Origin of the sequence: Acinetobacter sp. SAAs474, assembly GCF_032823475.1 — a bacterium.
Lineage (GTDB): Bacteria > Pseudomonadota > Gammaproteobacteria > Pseudomonadales > Moraxellaceae > Acinetobacter.
This window is the reverse complement of the sequence record NZ_CP127915.1, coordinates 2,952,751-2,974,217: the sequence shown is the minus strand read 5'-3', so window position 1 is coordinate 2,974,217 and position 21,467 is coordinate 2,952,751. Positions and strand designations below refer to the sequence as shown.

18 protein-coding genes are annotated in these 21,467 nt (G+C 36.4%); 7 read left to right on the top strand and 11 right to left on the bottom strand.

The genetic code is table 11. The features are described from left to right. Nucleotides 1-161 precede the first annotated feature (161 nt). A complete protein-coding gene (locus QSG86_RS14800; protein WP_317032199.1) occupies nucleotides 162-1,484 on the bottom strand; it encodes a hemolysin family protein in 1,323 nt (440 codons plus the stop codon). Nucleotides 1,485-1,670: 186 nt separating this feature from the next. Next, entirely contained in the window at nucleotides 1,671-2,660 is a 990-nt protein-coding gene (locus QSG86_RS14795) for a LysR family transcriptional regulator (RefSeq protein WP_317032198.1), read from the bottom strand. A 796-nt stretch (nucleotides 2,661-3,456) separates the two neighbouring features. Here QSG86_RS14795 and QSG86_RS14790 point away from each other — a divergent pair. Further along, nucleotides 3,457-5,058, top strand: coding sequence for an isocitrate lyase (locus tag QSG86_RS14790; RefSeq protein WP_317032197.1), 1,602 nt, complete (start codon nucleotides 3,457-3,459; stop codon nucleotides 5,056-5,058). 618 nt (nucleotides 5,059-5,676) lie between these two features. On the opposite strand, the gene pal is transcribed toward QSG86_RS14790, so the two are convergent. The 6 genes from pal to ybgC all read right to left on the bottom strand — a co-directional run bounded on the left by pal (nucleotide 5,677) and on the right by ybgC (nucleotide 11,008). Next, nucleotides 5,677-6,252: a peptidoglycan-associated lipoprotein Pal gene (gene pal, locus QSG86_RS14785; protein ID WP_317032196.1), complete on the bottom strand. Its 576-nt coding sequence runs from the start codon at nucleotides 6,250-6,252 to the stop codon at nucleotides 5,677-5,679. A 267-nt stretch (nucleotides 6,253-6,519) separates the two neighbouring features. Further along, nucleotides 6,520-7,803 (bottom strand): Tol-Pal system beta propeller repeat protein TolB, encoded by a 1,284-nt coding sequence (tolB, locus tag QSG86_RS14780; protein ID WP_317032600.1) that lies wholly within the window; start codon nucleotides 7,801-7,803, stop codon nucleotides 6,520-6,522. Nucleotides 7,804-7,990: 187 nt separating this feature from the next. Next, complete coding sequence (gene tolA, locus QSG86_RS14775) at nucleotides 7,991-9,421, bottom strand: cell envelope integrity protein TolA (RefSeq protein ID WP_317032195.1); 1,431 nt, start codon at nucleotides 9,419-9,421, stop codon at nucleotides 7,991-7,993. Next, nucleotides 9,422-9,874 (bottom strand): protein TolR, encoded by a 453-nt coding sequence (gene tolR / locus QSG86_RS14770; RefSeq protein WP_317032194.1) that lies wholly within the window; start codon nucleotides 9,872-9,874, stop codon nucleotides 9,422-9,424. Continuing rightward, nucleotides 9,874-10,572, bottom strand: coding sequence for a protein TolQ (gene tolQ, locus QSG86_RS14765; protein WP_317032193.1), 699 nt, complete (start codon nucleotides 10,570-10,572; stop codon nucleotides 9,874-9,876). Before tolQ ends, tolR begins: the two co-directional genes overlap by 1 nt. A 25-nt stretch (nucleotides 10,573-10,597) precedes the next feature. Continuing rightward, on the bottom strand, nucleotides 10,598-11,008 hold the full coding sequence (ybgC, locus tag QSG86_RS14760; protein WP_317032192.1) for a tol-pal system-associated acyl-CoA thioesterase: 411 nt from the start codon (nucleotides 11,006-11,008) through the stop codon (nucleotides 10,598-10,600). A gap of 534 nt (nucleotides 11,009-11,542) precedes the next feature. On the opposite strand from ybgC, the gene QSG86_RS14755 reads away from it, so the two are divergent. From QSG86_RS14755 to proB, 4 genes are all read left to right on the top strand, one after another. Beyond that, a complete protein-coding gene (locus QSG86_RS14755) occupies nucleotides 11,543-11,905 on the top strand; it encodes a helix-turn-helix domain-containing protein (protein WP_317032599.1) in 363 nt (120 codons plus the stop codon). 274 nt (nucleotides 11,906-12,179) lie between these two features. Continuing rightward, nucleotides 12,180-14,678, top strand: a complete 2,499-nt coding sequence (locus QSG86_RS14750; protein WP_410487476.1) for a penicillin acylase family protein — start codon at nucleotides 12,180-12,182, stop codon at nucleotides 14,676-14,678. 289 nt (nucleotides 14,679-14,967) lie between these two features. Next, complete coding sequence (gene cgtA / locus QSG86_RS14745) at nucleotides 14,968-16,179, top strand: Obg family GTPase CgtA (RefSeq protein WP_317032191.1); 1,212 nt, start codon at nucleotides 14,968-14,970, stop codon at nucleotides 16,177-16,179. 34 nt (nucleotides 16,180-16,213) lie between these two features. Then, complete coding sequence (gene proB / locus QSG86_RS14740) at nucleotides 16,214-17,347, top strand: glutamate 5-kinase (protein WP_317032190.1); 1,134 nt, start codon at nucleotides 16,214-16,216, stop codon at nucleotides 17,345-17,347. A gap of 395 nt (nucleotides 17,348-17,742) precedes the next feature. Here the strand turns inward: proB and QSG86_RS14735 are convergent, their stop codons facing one another. After that, entirely contained in the window at nucleotides 17,743-18,126 is a 384-nt protein-coding gene (locus QSG86_RS14735) for a MerR family transcriptional regulator (RefSeq protein ID WP_317032189.1), read from the bottom strand. Nucleotides 18,127-18,236: 110 nt separating this feature from the next. On the opposite strand from QSG86_RS14735, the gene QSG86_RS14730 reads away from it, so the two are divergent. Both QSG86_RS14730 and QSG86_RS14725 read left to right on the top strand, forming a co-directional pair. Then, nucleotides 18,237-18,641: a hypothetical protein gene (locus QSG86_RS14730; protein ID WP_317032188.1), complete on the top strand. Its 405-nt coding sequence runs from the start codon at nucleotides 18,237-18,239 to the stop codon at nucleotides 18,639-18,641. A gap of 230 nt (nucleotides 18,642-18,871) precedes the next feature. Beyond that, entirely contained in the window at nucleotides 18,872-19,297 is a 426-nt protein-coding gene (locus QSG86_RS14725; protein ID WP_317032187.1) for a GNAT family N-acetyltransferase, read from the top strand. Between the two features lie 124 nt (nucleotides 19,298-19,421). On the opposite strand, the gene QSG86_RS14720 is transcribed toward QSG86_RS14725, so the two are convergent. Further along, nucleotides 19,422-19,955 (bottom strand): GNAT family N-acetyltransferase, encoded by a 534-nt coding sequence (locus QSG86_RS14720; RefSeq protein ID WP_317032186.1) that lies wholly within the window; start codon nucleotides 19,953-19,955, stop codon nucleotides 19,422-19,424. A 396-nt stretch (nucleotides 19,956-20,351) separates the two neighbouring features. Continuing rightward, entirely contained in the window at nucleotides 20,352-21,173 is an 822-nt protein-coding gene (locus tag QSG86_RS14715; protein WP_317032185.1) for an AEC family transporter, read from the bottom strand. Nucleotides 21,174-21,467 lie beyond the last annotated feature (294 nt).

The following is a 21,467-nucleotide window of genomic DNA, read 5'->3' as shown; positions in this document are numbered from 1 at the left end:
TTTTATATTATTGTTTAATTTAAATTACCATTTAATGAGGCATATAAGCAGAAAGATTATGATTTTATCTTTAGCTTTAGATGTATACATTAATTAATTTATATTTTTTATTGTCAATATACCCTTTATCTTGCTCTAAAATAGTGATAAAGGGGTGAATTTTATTCAGACTGCTGTGTTATTGTCGCTACATGTTCAGTCAGACGTGTTACTAGGAGTTGATCGATTTTAAAATGATCGACATCAACCACTTCAAATTTATAATCTGCAAATACCACGACATCGGCAGGACGAGGAATTTTTCTTAATCGATACATCATAAAGCCAGCAAGTGTTTCATAACTTTCCTCATCAGGCATTTCATCTATTTCTAAGGCGTGTTTAATGTCTTCAATGGGCGTACTGCCTTCAATGAGCCATGAATTACTATCACGTTGAATAATTTGTTGGTCTTCTTCAGTTGGTGTGACCCAATCTCCCATTACGGTAATCATGATATCTGATAGGGTAATGACACCAACCACCAAGGCATATTCATTAATGACAACTGCAAATTTTTCTTTGGTTGAGCGAAAACGGTCCAATAACTCAGACAGTGTCAAGGTATCTGGAATTGTTAATACATTACGAATCGTACTTTCATTTAATTGCAGTAAAGATTGATTTTTTAAAATACGAACCAAAATATCTTTGGCATCGACATAACCAATCACATCATCAATATTTTTACTACAAACTAAAAATTTGGAATAAGGATATTCTGCCAATTTTTGACGAATACTTTCTTCAGGTTCATTTAAAGTAAAAAACACCACATTTTCACGTGTGGTCATACTTGAAGGTACGTTACGTTCTTCAAGTTCAAAAACATTTTCAATAAAATGGTGTTCCTGTTTTTGCAATACACCAGCTTGTGCACCAGCATCCATGACTGCTGAAATATCATCAAAGGTAATATTTTCTTCGCGAGTGGTGTTCACTTTAAAGAGTTTAAATAACAGATTTGCAATTGCATTAATAATCCATGCCAATGGCCGACAAATGAGAATAAAAACTTGGACTGGATTAATTACCGCGATCGCAATTTTTTCTGGCGCAATCATGGCCAAACGTTTGGGCATTAAATCTGCAAATAGAATAAATAGTGATGTGACTAAGGTAAATGAAAGGGCAAAGCCAATGCTTTGAGTTCCGGGCCCATCATAGAATCGATCGACCAATAACACAAAGTAAGGTCGAAATGCAGCCTCACCTAAAATCCCTCCTAAAATTGCAATCGCATTCATACCAATTTGCGATGCAGCAAAAAAATCTGCAGAGTTGACTTGCAGATCCAGCACTTTTTGTGCGCGTTCTTCACCTGATTCAGCAAGAATTTTCAGTTTAACCCTTCGTGCACCGGCAAATGCAATCTCTGTAAGAGATAAAAAGCCTGCACCAATAATTAATAACAGGATAATGACAATATTTTGAAAAAGACTCACGAATCCACCTGTGGATTTATCATTATATTCTATACTTTTAAAACAAAATGCTGCAGGATGCAAATTCACTGGACGGAAGATACATCCATACCTCATATTATGGCATTAAAGCCATGGCTGTTAGATCGATTTATTGATTATTCAATCGCATCGATGAAAGATTAGCACAGCGCTAGTTTAGACACATTAATAATGTGAGAATTGTGAATTATTGGATAAAAACTCACGATTTTCTTCTTCAATCATTTGACGAGCAACATATAAAATTAACTGACGTAACCAACGATGCGCAGGATGATGGTGTAATAAAGGGCACCACGCCATTTTTAACTCAAATTCTGGAATATAAAAAGGAGGGTCTTTAATCAGTAAACTTTGACTTTTGGCTTGTAGACGTGCAATACGACTTGGTAATGTTGCAATTAAGTCAACATTCGATGCCAATAGTGCAGGCATTTGATAATGACGAGTAAATACAGAAATTTTCCGTTTTTGGCCAATACGTTCGAGTGCTTGATCAATCCAGCCTAATCCAGCCTGTTTTTCGGGATTAACACCAAAGCCAACGCCCATGCCTGTTTTTGATACCCAGATATGCTGTGCATCTAAATAACTTTTTAGATTTAAATTTGAAGCTGCTGGATGTTTTTGATTCAGTAAACAGGAAAAACTATCACGCCATACCAAGACCTGATGGAAGCTTTGCGGGATCTCATTAAAACGATTAATGGCTAAATCTACTTTACCTTGTTCCATATCTCGGTAAGAAACATCACTCGGTGTTAAGAAGTCTAAAACAATATTTGGTGCTTCGGAGCGTAATGCTTTGACTAAACGAGGAACCAGTGTTGCCTCTGCATAGTCTGACGTCATAATTCTAAATACACGATTCGATGTATATGGTCGGAACTCAGTACGTGGTTCCAGAATCATTGATAGGTCTGCTAAGGCATCACGAATACGTGGTTGAAGTTCTAGAGCGCGTTCGGTAGGTGTCATCCCTTCTGATGAGCGAATCAGGAGTGGATCATTAAAAAGATTACGTAATCGGCGTAAAATATTACTCATCGCTGGTTGGGTAACACCGAGTTGTTCTGCTGCACGTGTTACATTTTTTTCTCGTAAGAGAACATCGAGATAAATAAGTAAATTAAGATCGACACGCTCCAGATTCATAAAATAAATACCGAGAATAAAATTAATAAATTATTTTAATTATGCCATAAGCTGTCTGAATTGTGTAGAAAATACCAAGTAAAAAAGTAAATTTACCATGATAGATTTGAGTAAGCTGAAGATGTTGTTTTAGTTAAAGTCCATTGATTCTAGAGATATTTAACGAGGAATTACGTTGTTATCAATCCAGCTATCTAGCAAACGAAAACAATACATTATTATATTGAGATGTGATATGCGGCTAAACATTTAAAATTAGCGCTATTGTTATTCATCGCTGATGATTGGATTCACAGCGTGATTGATTGAAGCCTTTAAAAGTTTATTTTATCAACAGCATCATGGTGGCATAGCTTGGACTGTGGCCAGCGCAGAAAAATGAAAGGTAAAGCTAAATATCAGCATGTTTTTTAAAGTTTATGGTGTATTTAAAATGTCCCATATTCTGTGATCAGCAGGTGATCATGCTGATGTTACTTCTAGGAAAGTATTGACCCAAGACTTTAGTCTGATGCTGAATAATTAAACAAATTGTTTAGAATGTAATCAGTATGTAATTTTTAATAATTAATATTATTCAATGACTTAAAATATATTATAACAATTATATTACGACTTTAATCTATATATTTTTTAAATAAATACTGAAAATTAGTGGAGAATATTGGATTAATTTTAAAAGTCCATCTACTCTGTAGTTATGACAACGAATTGATCTAAATCCGAACACCTGATTCAAGTTGTGATTTTGAATCCTTCGTTGTAAAAAATCCTAATATTATTACAGGAATATATCATGACTACATATCAAACAGCGATTGATGCAATTCGTGAATTAAAAGCAAAATTCGGTAGTACTTGGGCAGACATTAGTCCTGAAGATGCTGCACGTATGCAAATGCAAAACCGTTTTAAAACTGGTTTAGATATTGCTAAATATACCGCTGCAATTATGCGTCGTGATATGGCTGCTTATGATGCAGATTCTAGCAAATATACTCAATCATTGGGTTGCTGGCATGGTTTTATCGCACAACAAAAAATGATTGCGAACAAAAAATACTTCGGTACAACTGAACGTCGTTATATCTATCTTTCTGGTTGGATGGTTGCTGCACTTCGTTCAGAATTTGGTCCACTTCCTGACCAATCAATGCACGAAAAAACTTCTGTTCCAGCGTTAATTGAAGAAATTTATACTTTCTTACGTCAAGCAGATGCGAAAGAACTTAACGATTTATTCCGCGCACTTAAAAAAGCACAAGAAGCTGGTGATACTGCTAAAGTTGCTGAAATTACTGCACAAATCGACAACTTTGAAACACATGTTGTGCCAATTATTGCAGATATCGATGCTGGTTTCGGTAACGAAGAAGCGACTTACTTACTTGCTAAGAAAATGATCGAAGCGGGTGCATGTGCACTACAAATTGAAAACCAGGTTTCTGATGCGAAACAATGTGGTCACCAAGCTGGTAAAGTTACTGTTCCACACGAAGACTTTATTGCTAAAATCCATGCACTTCGTTATGCATTCTTAGAAATGGGTCTTGATGACGGTATTATTGTTGCACGTACTGACTCTGAAGGTGCTGACCTTACTCAAAAAATCCCAGTGGTTAAAGAGCCAGGCGACATCGCTTCTCAATATATCAGCTACTTAGATACAACTGAAATTGATATTGCAGATGCAAAAGAAGATGAAATCTTAATCAAACGCGATGGCAAGCTTCACCGTCCTAAACGTTTAGCTTCTGGTTTATATCAGTTCCGTGAAAACACTCAAATTGACCGTGTTGTACTTGACTGTATCACGAGCTTACAAAATGGTGCTGATCTTCTTTGGATCGAAACTGCAACGCCAAACGTTGAAGAAATTGCACACATGGTGAACCGTGTTAAAGAAGTTGTGCCAAATGCTAAACTTGTTTATAACAACTCTCCATCATTCAACTGGACATTAAACTTCCGTCAACAAGCTTACGATCGTTGGGTTGCTGAAGGTAAAGACGTATCTGCATACGACCGTGCTAAATTAATGAGCGCAGAATATGACAATACTGAATTAGCTGCTGAAGCTGATGAGAAAGTACGTACATTCCAGGCAGATGCTTCTCGTGAGGCGGGTGTATTCCATCACTTGATTACACTTCCGACTTACCACACAGCAGCTCTTTCAACACATGAGCTTGCTCAAGGTTACTTCGGTGACGAAGGTATGTTGGCTTATGTAGCTGGCGTTCAGCGTAAAGAAATCCGTGGTAGCATTTCTTGTGTAAAACACCAGGCAATGGCGGGTTCTGACATCGGTGATGATCATAAAGAAATCTTCTCTGGTGATAATGCGCTTAAAGCACATGACGATAAGAAAAATACTATGAACCAATTCTCAGCTTAATGATGAGATCGGGTATTCATCTTGGATAATGATTTGAATTAGTCAAGATGAAGTCAAGAAATAAGGTTGTCTATTTGGCAACCTTATTTTTTTGCATGATTGTTTAATAAAAATCATCAAGATATTATTTGCATGTTAGATGTGCATATCAATATTTAAACCAAGTAGTCGAATTAAAATAATTTAAAAGAATCTTATTGTTGGCGATATTGTGGGATGCTGGATGATGCTTTCATTTCACTGATTTAAAAGTAAACGCAACTATTGGAAAATATCCATAGCCTCTCAAACCAAGTATCTTAGCTTAACAGCGTAATGTATGAGATGAATATGTTATAGGATATTTTTTGTGTCGGCTTTTAATCGCTATATACAGCGAATTAATCTTGGTGATCTCATGGCAAATCTAAGCAAACTGCAATACTGTGAGAAAAATGTATTTAAGATAAAACCATCCAGATATAAGCGATTACACACCTTACCCTGAGGTAAAGCGTGTCTTGTAACTATGAGTCGGAACCGATTGGACTAATTTAAAGCATATAAATAAGTCTTTCACTCTGTTTGTAGATATTGAGCAACAGCGTTAATGGTCATGATGATCAGTTAAGCTAATACCTATTTTAATAGTGGTGGAACGGCTTCGTAATTGATTTCTACGCGACGATTTTCTTGCCAAGCACTTTCATTATGGCCAGGATTAATTGGCATTTCTTTGCCATAACTGACAGCTTCGAGTTGATTTGGATTAACACCATTACTGACTAAAAAGCTTTCGACTGCTTTAGCACGACGTTCACCTAATGCCATATTATATTCACGGGTACCACGTTCATCGGTATGTCCAGTTAAGGCAACGCGTGAATTGGCATTGGCCATTAAATATTGAGCATGTGCTTGTAGGGTTTGATAGTCTTCGTTAGATAAATCACTACTGTCAAAACCAAAATAAACCACACGTTTTGCCAAATAGGCTTTATTGGCTTCAGTCACGCCTTTTGCTGAAGCACCCGCTAGATTTTGTGCGTTGAGGGCAGCATCTTCGCTTAAACCTTGTGTATTAACGGATAACGTGGTGTTTCCAGCGGCAAGATCACTGGTGGTGGTATTGCTTGTCGGTTTTCTGCTTGCACAACCAGTCATGACTAGTGATGTTGCCAATAATGGTAAGATAAACCATTGTACAAGTTTCATATCAGTCTCCATGGATTTATATTGATCAACATTGGGTATCATAATGTTGATATCTTGATGGCTTAAACTTAATATTGATTAGTTTTTAAGCAAGGAAATCGTAATCTATCGATTGAAGTAGCCACACTACACAGAGTTTAGCGACAATTCTTGATTATTTATACATTTACGATCAAGAACAAAACAGCATTTATTTTTAATATACCGTTTTGTTCTTTATTTTAAGTGAGTGACGTGCATATCACTTTAATTGATTATTGCAAAGGATTATTTAGGTGCCCAAGCTGGTTCGCGAACTTCACCTTGTTCACTCGGTAAATTCATTTTAAATCGACCATCTAAAGAGACGATTGAGAGTAAGCCACGTGAACCTTCTTGCGTTGCATAGACTACCATTTGGCTGTTAGGTGAAAAACTGGGTGATTCATCCAAACTGGTTGGGGTAATGATATTCACCACACCAGATTTAAGATCTTGTACAGCAATTTTATAATTACTGCCACTGCTTCGATGTACCAATGCCAGTTTTTTACCATCAGCACTTACTGCGCCACGTGCATTAAATGTTCCTCTAAAGGTCAAGCGTTTTGTACTTTCCGTATTTAGGTCATATTGATAAATTTGTGGTGCGCCACCGCGATCTGAGGTAAAGATAAAAGACTGGCCATCTGGCATATAGCGAGCTTCGGTATCAATTGAACTATCATGTGTTAAACGTTTTAATTCTCGACTTTGTAAATCCATTTGGTAAATTTCGGGATTACCATTCATGGATGCTGTAAAGAGCATTTTTTTTCCATCTGGAGAGAAACTTGGTGCACCATTTAATCCACGAAAGCTGGCTAATTTTTCACGTTGGCCTGTTGCTAAGTCTTGCAGATAAATAGCAGGACGTTTGGTTTCAAAAGATACATAAGCAATTTTTTTGGCGTCAGGTGTCCATGTTGGTGATAAAATTGGATCACGTGAAGTCAAAATAGTACGCGGTTGTTCGCCATCTGTATCCGCAATTTGTAAGGTATAGCGTTCAGCCGGTGTGGCTGGATTACGTAGAACATAAGCGATACGACCGCTAAAATCACCTTTAATGCCTGTGAGTGCTTCATAAATGGCATCACTAATCATATGGGCTGCAGCACGGATTCTACTTGCAGGAACATTAAGAACTTCATTTAATAGATATTGTTGTTTTTGCACATCGTAAAGCTGATACTGTACATCATATCCACCATTTGGATTTGTTTTGACTTCACCAGTAACGACATAAGGAACGCCTGCTGTTTGCCAAGCAGCGGCATTGGGTTGATTTAAACTTGCAGTTGCAGCTAAATTTTTCGATGAACTGGTAAATTTCCCAGAATGATTTAAATCATTTTCGACAATCGTGTAGATCGTTGCATCATTTAAAAAAGGAATAATGGCAATTTTAGGCGCCTCTTCAGGAGCTTTAGCAATTTCTAATTGGAGTTGTGCTTGTGCACTGACACATAATGTTGCGCCTAAAGCAGTAAAAATAGCTAAGCAGAGTAGATGTTTTCGTGTCTTTTGCATCATTGGTTGTTTACTCAAATCAAAAAGATTTTTTCTCTGTTGTGATTATTTGACATAATGGCACGATTTTTTTTTATTTAAAGTATCTCCTGATTAAGAACTGTAAAAAAACACTAAAAATAAGTAATAAGTAATAAAATAGTATTAAAAATCAATAGGCCATAAAGAGATTATGGCCTGAATTTGATTATTTGGAGGTAAAGGTTGAACTAAAGGATCGAGCTTCTTTACGCGCATCTGCATCTGCAGGCATTGGGTATGGTGCTGCTGCACGAATTGCAGCTTCAATACTGGCTTTCATATCTGGATCGCTTGAATTTACAATGACAGATTGCACTGCACCACTATCACTTAATGTGACGCGAGCCGTTGCTTTTTTACCATTTGAACCCGTTGGTGTATCCCAAACCCGATAGATTTTACTTTCAAAATCTTTCTTTGCTGATGAGGCTATACGTTTCGCTTCAGCTTTTTTATTGGCTGATTCTTCAGCTGCCTTTTTTGCTGCGGAGGCTTCTGCATCGGCTTTAGCTTTAGCTGCTGCATCGGCTTTGGCTTTAGCTGCTGCATCAGCTTTAGCTTTGTCTGCTGCGTCGGCTTTGGCTTTAGCTGCTGCATCGGCTTTGGCTTTAGCTGCTGCGTCGGCTTTGGCTTTAGCTGCTGCGTCGGCTTTGGCTTTAGCTGCTGCATCGGCTTTGGCTTTAGCTGCTGCGTCGGCTTTGGCTTTAGCTGCTGCATCGGCTTTGGCTTTAGCTGCTGCGTCGGCTTTGGCTTTAGCTGCTGCATCGGCTTTGGCTTTAGCTGCTGCGTCGGCTTTGGCTTTAGCTGCTGCGTCGGCTTTGGCTTTAGCTGCTGCATCGGCTTTGGCTTTGTCTGCTGCGTCGGCTTTGGCTTTAGCTGCTGCATCGGCTTTGGCTCTAGCTGTTGCATCGGCTTTGGCTTTAGCTGCTGCATCGGCTTTAGCTTTAGCTGCTGCATCGGCTTTGGCTTTAGCTGCTGCATCGGCTTTGGCTTTAGCTGCTGCATCGGCTTTGGCTTTGTCTGCTGCGTCGGCTTTGGCTTTGTCTGCAGCATCGGCTTTGGCTTTAGCTGCTGCGTCGGCTTTGGCTTTAGCTGCTGCATCGGCTTTGGCTTTGTCTGCTGCATCGGCTTTAGCTTTTGCAGCCGCCTCTGCTTTATTTTTTACTTCTACTTCTGCTTTTTTAGCCTCTTCAGCTGCTTTTTGAATGGCTATTAATGCATCGGCTTTGGCTTTTTCTGCAGCATCGGCTTTGGCTTTTGTTTCTAGTTCTGCTTTTTTAGTATCTTCGGTGGCTTTAAGATCTAAGCGCTGTATATTTTGAGTAGGAGTAGGCACTGGAATGATTGGTGCGTTAAGTTCAGCATCATTGGTCTGCGTTATTTCCAAATTCAGGTTTTGATCTGTAGTTTCATTAAAATCAGTAATGTTTTGTAGGTCACTTGGTTTGATTAAGACTGTTTTAATGGGTTGAGGTGGTTTGGGGGGAGTGCTCATACCCCAATAAATTAAACCAACAATAGCAACCAGATGTACACTTAGCGTAAATCCAATTGCGATAGCGTTTTGTTTGAAAGGGGGGCGATGAAAATCTTTCATTTAGTTTAATGGCTCAGTCAATAGACCTACTTGAGTTAATCCAGCTTGTTGCAGACTATTCATTAGTGACATGACATCACCATATGAGCGTGTCTTGTCACCTTCAATAATCACATTAAGCTGCTGATTTTCAGCTTGAGCTGAACTTTGAGCTTCAGTAAGAATAGTGGTTAATTGATCTATACTGAGTGGTTGATTAGAACCTAAATTTTTATATTTTAAAAAATATTGTCCATTTTTATCTAAACTGACAATCGCAGGTGTTTGTGCAGATTCTATAGGCGTATTATTGGCTTGTGGTAAATCAACTTTTATTCCACTGGTAATCATGGGGGCTGTTACCATAAAAATGACTAAAAGTACCAGCATAACATCAATATAAGGTACGACATTCATGTCACTTTTAAGAGGTTTTTTAATACGCTCGAAACGTCCTGAACGCTGAATTGCCATTATTCTATATCCTGATGAGAACTTAGAGATTGACGTTGCAATAATGCAATCATTTCTTCTGCAAACAGTGCACGATCTGAATAAATTGACTCTCCTTTTGCGGTGTAATGGTTAAATGCCAAAACAGCAGGAATCGCTGCAAACAAGCCAATTGCTGTTGCAATCAGTGCTTCTGCAATGCCCGGCGCAACTGTTGCCAAGGTGACTTGCTCTACATCAGCCAAGCCAATAAATGCATTCATGATACCCCAAACTGTACCGAATAAACCAATATACGGTGCAACAGAACCAATACTGGCTAATGCGCTTAGGCCGGCTTCTAAACCACTTTGGTCACGACTAAGACCGACGCGTAAAATACGCTCAGTACCTTCAATGGTTTGATTTGTTGATGCTTGGCGTTTTTTTAGCTTAAAGAATTCTCCTAAGCCTTGATAGAAAATATCTTCTAAACCAACACGTTTAGAATTAAGTTGAGCATTATTATAAAGGGTATTGAGTTCAGCCCCAGACCAAAAAATTTTTTGGAAATGTTCATCTTCAGCATGCGCTTTTTTATAACTCATATGTAACTTAGCAATTAAATACCAGCTATACAGTGATGCGAATAGCAGCAAAAGCATGATGAATTGAACAACAGGGCTTGCTTGAAGAATAAGATCTGATACGTGAAGTGTTGATTCTAATTGAGTTGCCATAGTTACATTGAGCCAATTAATTTTTTTAGTCCTGTTCCAATTCTTTGCGAATCAGTTCATGAATCTCTTTAGGTAATCTGACCGGTCTCATCGCATCAGTACTAATACATGCTAATTCAACTTCGCCAGATGCTAGCATAATTTCACCACGATAAATATTTTGTTGCAACACAAAAGATGTCGCTTTACAAGAAACCACACTTGCAGTGACTGTAATTAAATCATCCATTAAAATTGGACGCATATATTTGACATTTACTTTATGAACAACGAAGTGATAATCTTTTTGGTGCCAGTAGTGATCAATTCCTGATGCACGTAACCATTCGGTACGTGTCCGTTCCATAAAACGGATATGATTGGCATGGTAAACAATACCACCGGCATCTGTATCTTCAATATAGACACGAATGTTGAATTCAAATTTATTTGCCATGAGCGTTTTTCACTATTGGTGTTGTAAAAAATTGCAGTCCATCCACTATCATTAAGCGATTTCTTTCGCACTTAATTTTAGTGTAAAGCGCTGTATGAATGGGGTTGAAGTTTATCACTTTGACTGTGTTGTCCAATGGCACAAGATTTCAAATATAATCTAGCGGATGGTTTTATGACCATGATTGTCATACTTAGCGCGACTTCACTGTTATTTTAGCCGTTGGAATTGATGTTGATACATCTAAAGATATATCTATTTAATTATGTGATAAATATTCAATCATGATGATTGAAAAAAAAGGGTTGGCTTGGCTTGTAAGGTATTATTGCTTTGATTTAGAATTGTATTTAAGATATTGAAAAATATTATTAATTTTATTATAATGATTGTGATTTAATTTGAGTATAATTTTTATTGCGCTTAAAAAAATAGTTGAGCTGTGATGCTTGAAGGTGAAAAAATAATCTGTTAATTTGTGAATAATAAGATAATAAAAAGCAATATGAGGTGAAAATTAAAATCATGAATGTAATTTCGACAACGACAACAACTCACCTACTTGGTCAGGTTTTATCTGTAGAGTGTTTTTCACGTGAAATCTTGGAACATATTACACATAAATGGTCAATATTGGTTTTACATTGCTTAAGTCAGGGTGTTCATCGCTTTAGTGAACTCAAAAATCGTATTCATGGCATTAGTGAGAAAATGCTAGCGCAAACTTTAAAAATTCTTGAAAAAGATGGGTTTATTCTACGCACGGTTTATCCAACAGTTCCACCAAAAGTAGAATATCAATTGACACTTATTGGATCGCAAGTGGCTGAAAAAGTTAATCATTTAATTGATTGGGTACAAAATAATTTGGTTCATTTTATTGAAAATAAAAGTTAATTCATAATTGTGATAAATTGACCATTAGATCGAATGATGATGGCTGTGAAACAGGGTTGAAGACAACCACTTTTCACAGCCATATTATTTATAAGGACTGGATAATCAATCAAATAGATATTTACCCTTTGTTTTAATTGATATTTCTAATTTAAGTATAACAATATACCTTAATAATAATGGAAAATTACATGGATAAGTGTTAATAAATAAAGCCATGAACAAGGTTAGTTCATCAGTGAATAAGCATGCATTGATCTGTATTGGCAGATAAATGTCGCGTTCATGTGCAATAAAAATGAAAGTAAGGATATTTACGTTGAAAAATTTTCAGTTAAGTCATGTCTTTGTTCGATCAAATAGATGGCTTCGATATGGACTTTTAAGTCTAAGTTGTACATTTATGGCAGGATGTCAGAGTGTTGCAACCTCTCAGACACATTCATCACATCAAAAAGTCACTATTCAGCGTGATCATTTTGGTAGTCCACATATTTATGCGGATGATTCTTATGGATTATTTTATGGATATGGTTATGCCGTAGCGACAGATCGTTTATTCCAGATGGAAATGTCAAAACGGACAGGACAGGGTACAGTTGCAGAGGTACTGGGGGCAGAATATCTTAAATATGATATTGCGACACATAGTCGTTTTGATCCCGAACAAATTAAACAACAATTAGCACAGCTTTCTCCAGAAGATCGAGTAATATTTGATGGATATGCGGCAGGTTTTAATAACAGAATTCAAGAAGTATTAAAAAATCCTGCATTAATGCCAAAAGAGTTTATTGATTATAATTTTAAACCATCGATTTGGCATTCAGAAGATATTGTAATGATTTGGGGAGGATTGATCTTAAATCGTTTTTTTGCAGCCAGTTCAGAAATTACCAATCTAGATTTATTGACACAATTACAAGCTGAAAAAGGACAGACTGAGGGTTTAAAAGTATATCAACAACTTCGTTGGCTTGATGATCCAAGTGCACCTACAATTATTGAATTTAAGTCCAAACTTCCGATTGCAGAGAGCGAAAATGCAACTTTAAGCCGAATACACCCGATTTCCAAACAGGCCGCAGCGCATTATTTAGCAGATTCTCGTATGGCTTTAGGACAGGGAGTCATTGACGGTGTGCCAACAGCCAGTAATGCATGGCTGGTCAAAGGTGAAAAAACTCATGAAGGCCATGCAGTATTATACAATGGACCTCAACAAGGCTGGTATACGCCTGCAATTACTTATAGTGTCAGTTTACATGGTGCTGGATATAATTTAACTGGAATTACACCATTAGGTTTACCTGCGATTTTATTTGGGACCAATAGCCAAATTGCATGGGGCTCAACGGTGGGATCATTAGATACCAATGATTTTTATCAATTGAGCTTAAATCCAAATAATCGCAAAGAATATTTATATCAAGGCAAATATATTCCATTAGAACATCGTCAAGTCAACATTAAGGTACGTGGACAGCCTGATCATATTTTAGATGTTTATAAGAGTAAACAAGGCTTTATTCATGCTTGGGATGAGCAGAATCATCTTGCTTATGCGCAACGACGGAGTTGGGAAGGTGTTGAAGTTGAAACTTTATTGGGATGGGCCAATGCTGCTAAAGCGACGAACTGGGATGATTTTTTAAAACAAGCAAGTCGTGTTGCAGCCTCTATTACTTGGTTTTATGCGGATATTGATAATAATATTGGTGTTGCTGCGTTGGGGCGTTTACCTATACGACCAATCACTCAAAATGTGCAGTTTCCGGCACAGGGCGATGGCAGTATGGAATGGCAAGGCTTTTATGATTTTTCTTTTAATCCAAAAGAATATAACCCAGAAAAAGGTTATATTGTGAGTTGGAATAATAAAGCTTATGCTGATTTACGTTCAGACTCTTCTAATTTTTCTTATGTTGATCGCGTCAATGAATTAATTGCTCCCTTAGAAAATCAACAAAAACTCACGCAACAGCAAATTTGGCAAATCAATCAAACTGGTGCTTGGTCCGATTTGAATGCTCGTTATTTTATGCCAGCAATGATTCAAGCTGCTCAGAGTCCACAAGCATCACAAGCAGTAAAAAGATTATTACCGTTATTAACCGCATGGGATTATCAATTACGTCCAGATCAGAAAAATCAGTATTATCAAGGTGCAGCACCTGTAATTATGCGTGCTTGGTTAAATCAAATGATTGAATTGGTATTAAAACCAAATTTATCTGAAAGTATTTATAATCGATATACAGATATGCTGTATCCAGTGGATCAAGATCCAAGAAGTACGCAACCTGCCAGTGCTGCAAAACTGATTTGGAATGCACTACAAGCCGAGCAATCAACTGTACCTCAATCTATAGATTTTTTACAGGGACAAACCAGTCAGACGGTGGTCTTAACTGCGCTGGAAAATGCTGTCCATGATTTGGAGAAACACTATCATTCCAATGATCCAAAGGATTGGAAAATTCCTGTCGCAACCATGGGGTTTTCCACTAAAAATTCTATTGGTATCCCTTGGGCTGATCTGGCTTATCAACAAAAAACCATGGTTTATGGCAATACGGGCAGTGCTTCATTTCAAGTGGTCCTTGATCCTAAGCAGGTGACGATGTGTTCAATTCTAGCACCGGGTCAAAGTGGTTTTATTGATCAAAATGGACAGGCTGATGCACATTTTTCTGATCAGCTTACACTATTCCAAAACTATACATGTAAAAAAGATACAGTAAATCAAAGAACAACTATACACAATCATTAACAGCGATTAGGATTGGTGACGATTATATACGGTATAGATTTGGTCTGTTGATATCATTGCAGCAGACCAAATGATCTGGTGTAGCGTTGTATGATATTGTCATCATGCTTATCGGAATAATATGTGAATAAGTGGTATTTTTTGAATAAAGAATATAAAAAATAGTCATGATGAGTAAAGATAAAAAAAACATTCGTGAAATTTATTGTATTGTTGCATAAATCTATTCGAGAAATACTTTAATATATGGCAGAATAAGCGATTTTATAGTTTTTAGAGGATTGGCATTATGCGCTTTGTTGATGAAGCAGTCATTACCGTAGAGGCTGGCGACGGTGGCAATGGCGTAGCCAGTTTTCGCCGTGAAAAATTTGTACCCTTTGGGGGGCCAGATGGTGGTGATGGTGGTCGTGGCGGCAGTGTTTATATTGAAGCAGATGATGATACGAGTACCCTTGTTGATTATCGCTATACGCGCAGATTTCGTGCTGAACGTGGTAAAAATGGTGCAGGTGCAAACTGTGCAGGCCGTGGCGGTGAATCGATTGTACTGAAAGTACCTGTAGGGACCACCATTGTTGATACAGATTCTGGCGATATTATTGGTGATTTGATTGAAGACGGTCAACGCGTATTGGTTGCCAAAGGTGGCGATGGTGGTTTAGGTAATACCCATTTTAAATCCTCTACCAATCGTACACCACGTAAATGTACCCATGGTTTTAAAGGCGAATTCCGTGATATTCGTCTAGAATTAAAAGTACTGGCAGATGTCGGTTTATTGGGTATGCCAAATGCGGGTAAGTCAACCTTTATTCGTGCAGTTTCTGCAGCTAAGCCTAAAGTTGCAGATTATCCATTTACCACCATGGTGCCTAATTTAGGTGTGGTGGATGCTGATCGTCATCGTTCATTTGTGATGGCTGATATTCCTGGCTTAATTGAAGGTGCAGCAGAGGGCGCTGGCTTAGGAATTCGTTTTCTAAAACATTTAGCACGAACTCGTATTTTATTACATATTGTTGATGTACAGCCGATTGATGGCTCTGATCCTGTCCATAATGCGCGTGCAATTATGGCTGAATTAGAGAAGTTTTCTCCCGCTTTGGCAAAATTACCGATGGTTTTGGTTTTGAATAAATTAGATCAAATTCCTGAAGATGCTCGTGAAGAATGGTGTAATCACATTCTACAAGAATTAGATTGGCAAGGCCCAGTATTTAAAACATCTGGTTTAACTGCTGAAGGAACGAAAGACGTCGTCTACTATTTGATGGATGAAATTGAAAAGCAGCATGAATTAGAAGTTGAAAATCCTGAATATGCTGCAGAAATGAAAGCCTTCCGTGATCAGTTGGAAGCTGAAACACGTGAACAAACCATTGCTGCAAAAGAAGCTTATCGTGAAATGCGCCGTCAACAGCGTCTTGAAGGCCTTTTGGCTGAAGATGATGAAGATGATGAAGATGATGGTGAAGCAGAAGTGTATTACGTACGTTAATCACGCAATAAAGTAAAGTGTGACTGAGGACAAGATGATAGAAGTGGTAGATGGACAGCGTCAGCTTAAGGGCTGTAAACGAATCGTTGTTAAGATTGGATCATCTTTACTTACAGCAAATGGGCAAGGTTTAGATTTAAATGCAATTTCGCATTGGGCACAGCAAATAGCCAATCTACACCGTGCAGGACATGAAATTATTTTAGTGTCATCAGGTGCTGTTGCAGAGGGAATGGTTCGTATGAAATTGACACAACGACCCACCGATCTACCCAGTCTTCAGGCGTGTGCTGCTATTGGTCAAATGGGCCTCATTCAGACTTGGTCCAGTGTATTAGAACAATTGCAGATTCAAACGGCACAAGTACTGTTGACCCATGATGATCTTGCTGATCGTCGCCGTTATCTAAATTCATGTGATGCATTACAGCATTTAATTGACTGGCGTGTGATTCCAGTCATTAATGAAAATGATACTGTATCGACAGATGAAATCCGTTTTGGGGATAATGATACCTTAGCTGCCATGGTTGCAGGTCAAGTTCATGCAGATCTGCTGATTATTTTAACGGATCAGCAAGGCATGTTTGATTCTGATCCACGTTCAAATCCAGAGGCCAAGCTATTTGATACAGTTCGTGCCTTAGATGATCGTTTGTTTGATATGGCAGGGGGCGGTGGCAAATTTGGTCGTGGCGGTATGTTGACCAAAGTCAGAGCTGCGCGTCTAGCGGCAAAATCAGGTTGTCCGACATTAATTGCCAGTGGCGATAGTGATCACGTCCTATCTCGTTTGATGTCAGGTGAAATGCTGGGTACTTTATTTGTCACTGATAATGATCGAATCACTGCACATCAGCAATGGTTGGCAGCACATTTACAGACAGCAGGTCGTTTAGTGATTGATGATGGTGCCATCAAAGCCATTAAAGAAAATCATCGCAGTTTATTGCCTGTTGGTGTAAAAGCTGTTGAAGGTCACTTTGAACGTGGTGATGTGGTGGAATGTGTCGATTCCGAAGGTGGACGAGTTGCGGTAGGGCGTGTAAATTTTAGTTCACGTTCTGCTGAAATCGTGAAAGGTTTATCATCAGATAAAGTTTATCAAGTTTTAGGTGAAGCACGCTCTTTAGAGATGATTCATCGCAATCATATGGCGATTTACTAGCAATTCCTATCATAATGTAATATTACACTAAGGCTTGATTCCAAAAGGGATTGAGCCTTTTTGTTATGTGATGCAATAACATGCAATAGACTACGATGGGAGGTTAAGCAGAGCTTAAATGGGAGGTTAAAAAAATTAATCGCCATAACTTTTAAATACTTTTAACGATATGAATTATTGAGAAATAATATTGCTGTTTAACGTGTATATGAATGCTATTCAGCCTTGATCGGGTTACTTTATATTTACATGCTTATCCTAATCATTGATATTTAACCAGCTCTAATTGTAACTGTGATCCAGTTTATCTTTCACTTAAATTAGACGGGTTGAAAGCTTGTTTTTTGACCAGATTTTACATTTACTCATGCTTCATTTTTTAGTAAAGCTTAAAGTCAATCTATCAATTGATTTAAATTTAGAGGCGTATCTGTATTGCATTTAAGTAGTTGTAATGTATTCACAATATCTACTTTAAGGTGTTGTAAATCAGTAATTTTTTTATCAATTTGAATAACTTTTTGCTGTAATTTATTTTCTAAATCTTTTTTATACAACTGGTTATCTTGAATTTCAGGTAGAAATATGCGGATTTCTTCTAATGTAAATCCTAGTTTTTTTGCTGTACGAATAAACTGAAGTCGAACCAGATCTATTTCACAATATAGTCGATATCCATTATCTTGACGTAATGGACTCTTCATCAGTCCTTTTTTTTCATAGTAGCGTATTGTGTCAGTCGATACATCACATTTCTTAGCTAATTTACTAATATTCATGCTTTATTCCAATATAGATCACTATTGACTTTGGAGTTAACTCTAAGGTTTAGGATAAATTTTTTTATGAACTAGTCAAATTTTTATCCTAGAGAATATTAATGAATATCATGCAATATCAAAAAATCGTAAAAGCGTCAGCACTTTATGACTTCGTATTTACATTACCTTTTGTAACACCATGGACATTTCAAGTCGTATATAACATATTAAATTTAATAGCACCTATACCTTCTTTTGCACCCTCACATATTTTGTTTGTGAATCTATTTGGTTCAATTGTAATTGTATGGTCAGTACTAAGAATTCGACATCCTTTACCACAATATGGATTTTATGACTCAATTGGCCGATTGCTGTTTTCAATATGGTTTATCTATAACATTGTGTTTTATAAGACACATCCAATGATCATGCTATTTGCATTATTGGAAGTATCATGGTTTATCATTCAAGCTTATGGTTATTGGCGTATCAGTCAAAGTTATCGAATTATGTCGATAAATCATCGTTAGATTTTGAACTAAATCGAGTTGTGATAAAAGTTTTGCTGATGGCTAAATTTTTAATTATTAAATAATTAAAAAACTTAATTCTTTCTTCTTAATCGGTTGTAATTGTAGCTGCTGCTGTACTAACCTTTTTTAATCACTATAGAATGTAAAATATCGTAACAGTATAAAAAATTTTATGCTAAACATAGCTGTTTTACCATGATGATCTATTTAATTGTTGAGGATATTCTATGTTACAAAAAGCATCTGAAAGTGATTTTTCTACTCTGATTGATATTTGGGAAAGTGCAGTAAGAGCGACGCATCATTTCTTGCCTGAAGAGGAAATTATTCGCTTAAGACCTTTAATACTTAATGAATATTTTTATCAGGTATTACTTTATAAATATGTTCAAGATGGAAAAATATTAGGTTTTATGGGGACAAGTAGTGACAATATAGAAATGTTGTTTATTGATCCCATATTTAGGGGGAAAGGGATAGGGCGGATTTTAACTAATTTTGCAGTCACAGCATTAAAAATAGACAAAGTAGATGTTAATGAACAGAATCTTCAGGCAGTGGGATTTTATGAAAAATTAGGGTTTAAAATAATAGCTCGGTCTGAATTAGATGGTCAAGGTAAGCCTTATCCAATTCTGCATTTAAAAATTTAGTCTTGCTCAAATTAATATAATTTGCACGACACTAAGTTAATAAAGTGAGTTTATGAGATGAATTTTTATCACTTTATTAAATTATACAGTCTAAGTTTTATGTAAGATTCGTGTTTAATAAAAACTACTTAATTTTTAAATACATCGCACAACGACTTTCTCTTGAAAAGCCTGCTGATATTTCATCATTGATAATATCCGCTAGATAAATTGGTAAATTATTAATAAATATCTTAAATCCAAGTTTTTCATAAAAGAACTGATTCCAGATAACATTCTTAAATGTTGTCAATGTGATTTGTTTTATTTCTGCTTTTTTTGCCTGATCAATTAGTGTCTGGATGAGCTGTCGACCAATACCTTGTTTTTGGCAAGTTTGATCGACATCAACTTCTAATATATATAAATCGTTATTATATTTTTTTGAATATAAAAAACCTACAAGCTGACCAGATTCATCGATCGCAACAAATGCATAATAATCTGTTATAAATTTGATATGCAATTCACGTGTAATAGTTTCACTGTCAGCAATCCAAGCTAAGTGAGGTATAGTGAGAAATACTTTTGAGGCGGACTTTTCTATTGAAATAAGTTGGTCTATATCAGATAAACAGGCAGTTCGAATAGAGTATTTTGAATGAGGTAATGGGATCATTATTAATAATATCCGTTAACGTTTTTAAAATTAACATGATGGCAATAATATTGGGCGATTATACGAAATGCGAATGTTAGAATCCATTTAAATGTGCAAATTAGATACTACTTTTTGGCTATTTTTTATAAGCTTTTATCTCTATTATCATAAAAACACGCAGTCTATTACTGTTTGAGTGAATATTTATTTTGTCCGTAATACATAAAAATAATTTATCGTTTAAGCCGAGATAGATATATCACAGAATTAGCAGTTAAATATTTTAATACTTAATAATTGATATTTTAAAATCATACAGCATATATGAGCAATTATCGACTATAACCTAGGGTCTGATGGCAAAATGGATTGAGCCTTTTTCTATTGTAATCATAGATCAATGGTGAGTAACATCTAGCGAATTAAATAAATCATCAACGGTAAAGAAAAAGCAGAAAGTATCGTTTGTAGACTGATAATTCCAGCCATTAATTCATGATCACCTTTTAAAATTTTAGTAAGAATATAAGCAGAAGATGCAGTTGGAATAGAGAAAAAAATCATGATTGCGATAAGGTTAACTGATGCTAATGGAATGAAATAACTTAATAAGATAACAAATGAGGGAATTAGAATTAATCTGATTAAACTGACGGCAAGGGCTTTTTGATAATGTTGCATGATCACGGTTAGTTCAATAGCAGAACCTACACATAATAAGCCCAGCATTAAACTGCTATTGGATAAAATAACCAATAAGCTTTCCAGTCCTTGCCAGATTGGGATTGAAAAGTAGTTGCAGATTATCCCTAGAATACATGAATTAATTAAAGGATTTTTTATTAAAGCAATCGTGATATTGGTAAAATTTAGCTCAGATTTCGCTGTAAGAGAAATGATAGATACGATATTCACTACGGGTATGCTTAAGGCTAAGATACTGACTAAAATGCTTTTGATTTGTTCATTGTTAAAGCTGAGTGCAATGGATAAGCCAATATAAGTATTAAAGCGAATAAAGCTCTGAATATATACACCTATACGTTGAATTGGTGTTTTACGTATTTTAGCGATTAAATATGTGGTGATGATGATTATACTGATGACAATCGCGATGATCATCAGTGTTGATTTTAGATCTAAGATATTGGTTTCGACTTTTGCCAATGATAGAAATAAAAGTGAAGGAAATAAAATATAGTAATTTAGTCGTTCAGCACCATCCCAAAAATTCAAATTTAAAAGTTCTTTCGATTTTAAAAAATATCCTAATAATATTAAGCTAATACTAGGGAAAAATATGGAGATTAGACTAAACATAAGCTTTTATACGATGTGATGTTTAATGTTTTTAAAGCGTAATTAGTTCGATATAGATTGATATGAATTCTATAAATTGCCAAAAATCTTTAAAAACCAACTGGATATGAAATAAAAAAATTATATCATGATGAACAATAATCACGTTTTAAATCAATTATTAAGCAGAGATGATTACGTCATCTATTTAACATTGATCAGCCCGATTTG

What these genes read in the sequence shown, in the direction of transcription:
- QSG86_RS14795 (WP_317032198.1), bottom strand. Translation starts at nt 2,660, where the DNA reads ATGAATCTGGAGCGTGTCGATCTTAATTTACTTATTTATCTCGATGTT.
- QSG86_RS14790 (WP_317032197.1), top strand. Translation starts at nt 3,457, where the DNA reads ATGACTACATATCAAACAGCGATTGATGCAATTCGTGAATTAAAAGCA.
- pal (WP_317032196.1), bottom strand. Translation starts at nt 6,252, where the DNA reads ATGAAACTTGTACAATGGTTTATCTTACCATTATTGGCAACATCACTA.
- tolB (WP_317032600.1), bottom strand. Translation starts at nt 7,803, where the DNA reads ATGCAAAAGACACGAAAACATCTACTCTGCTTAGCTATTTTTACTGCT.
- tolA (WP_317032195.1), bottom strand. Translation starts at nt 9,421, where the DNA reads ATGAAAGATTTTCATCGCCCCCCTTTCAAACAAAACGCTATCGCAATT.
- tolR (WP_317032194.1), bottom strand. Translation starts at nt 9,874, where the DNA reads ATGGCAATTCAGCGTTCAGGACGTTTCGAGCGTATTAAAAAACCTCTT.
- tolQ (WP_317032193.1), bottom strand. Translation starts at nt 10,572, where the DNA reads ATGGCAACTCAATTAGAATCAACACTTCACGTATCAGATCTTATTCTT.
- ybgC (WP_317032192.1), bottom strand. Translation starts at nt 11,008, where the DNA reads ATGGCAAATAAATTTGAATTCAACATTCGTGTCTATATTGAAGATACA.
- QSG86_RS14750 (WP_410487476.1), top strand. Translation starts at nt 12,180, where the DNA reads ATGTCGCGTTCATGTGCAATAAAAATGAAAGTAAGGATATTTACGTTG.
- cgtA (WP_317032191.1), top strand. Translation starts at nt 14,968, where the DNA reads ATGCGCTTTGTTGATGAAGCAGTCATTACCGTAGAGGCTGGCGACGGT.
- proB (WP_317032190.1), top strand. Translation starts at nt 16,214, where the DNA reads ATGATAGAAGTGGTAGATGGACAGCGTCAGCTTAAGGGCTGTAAACGA.
- QSG86_RS14735 (WP_317032189.1), bottom strand. Translation starts at nt 18,126, where the DNA reads ATGAATATTAGTAAATTAGCTAAGAAATGTGATGTATCGACTGACACA.
- QSG86_RS14730 (WP_317032188.1), top strand. Translation starts at nt 18,237, where the DNA reads ATGCAATATCAAAAAATCGTAAAAGCGTCAGCACTTTATGACTTCGTA.
- QSG86_RS14725 (WP_317032187.1), top strand. Translation starts at nt 18,872, where the DNA reads ATGTTACAAAAAGCATCTGAAAGTGATTTTTCTACTCTGATTGATATT.
- QSG86_RS14720 (WP_317032186.1), bottom strand. Translation starts at nt 19,955, where the DNA reads ATGATCCCATTACCTCATTCAAAATACTCTATTCGAACTGCCTGTTTA.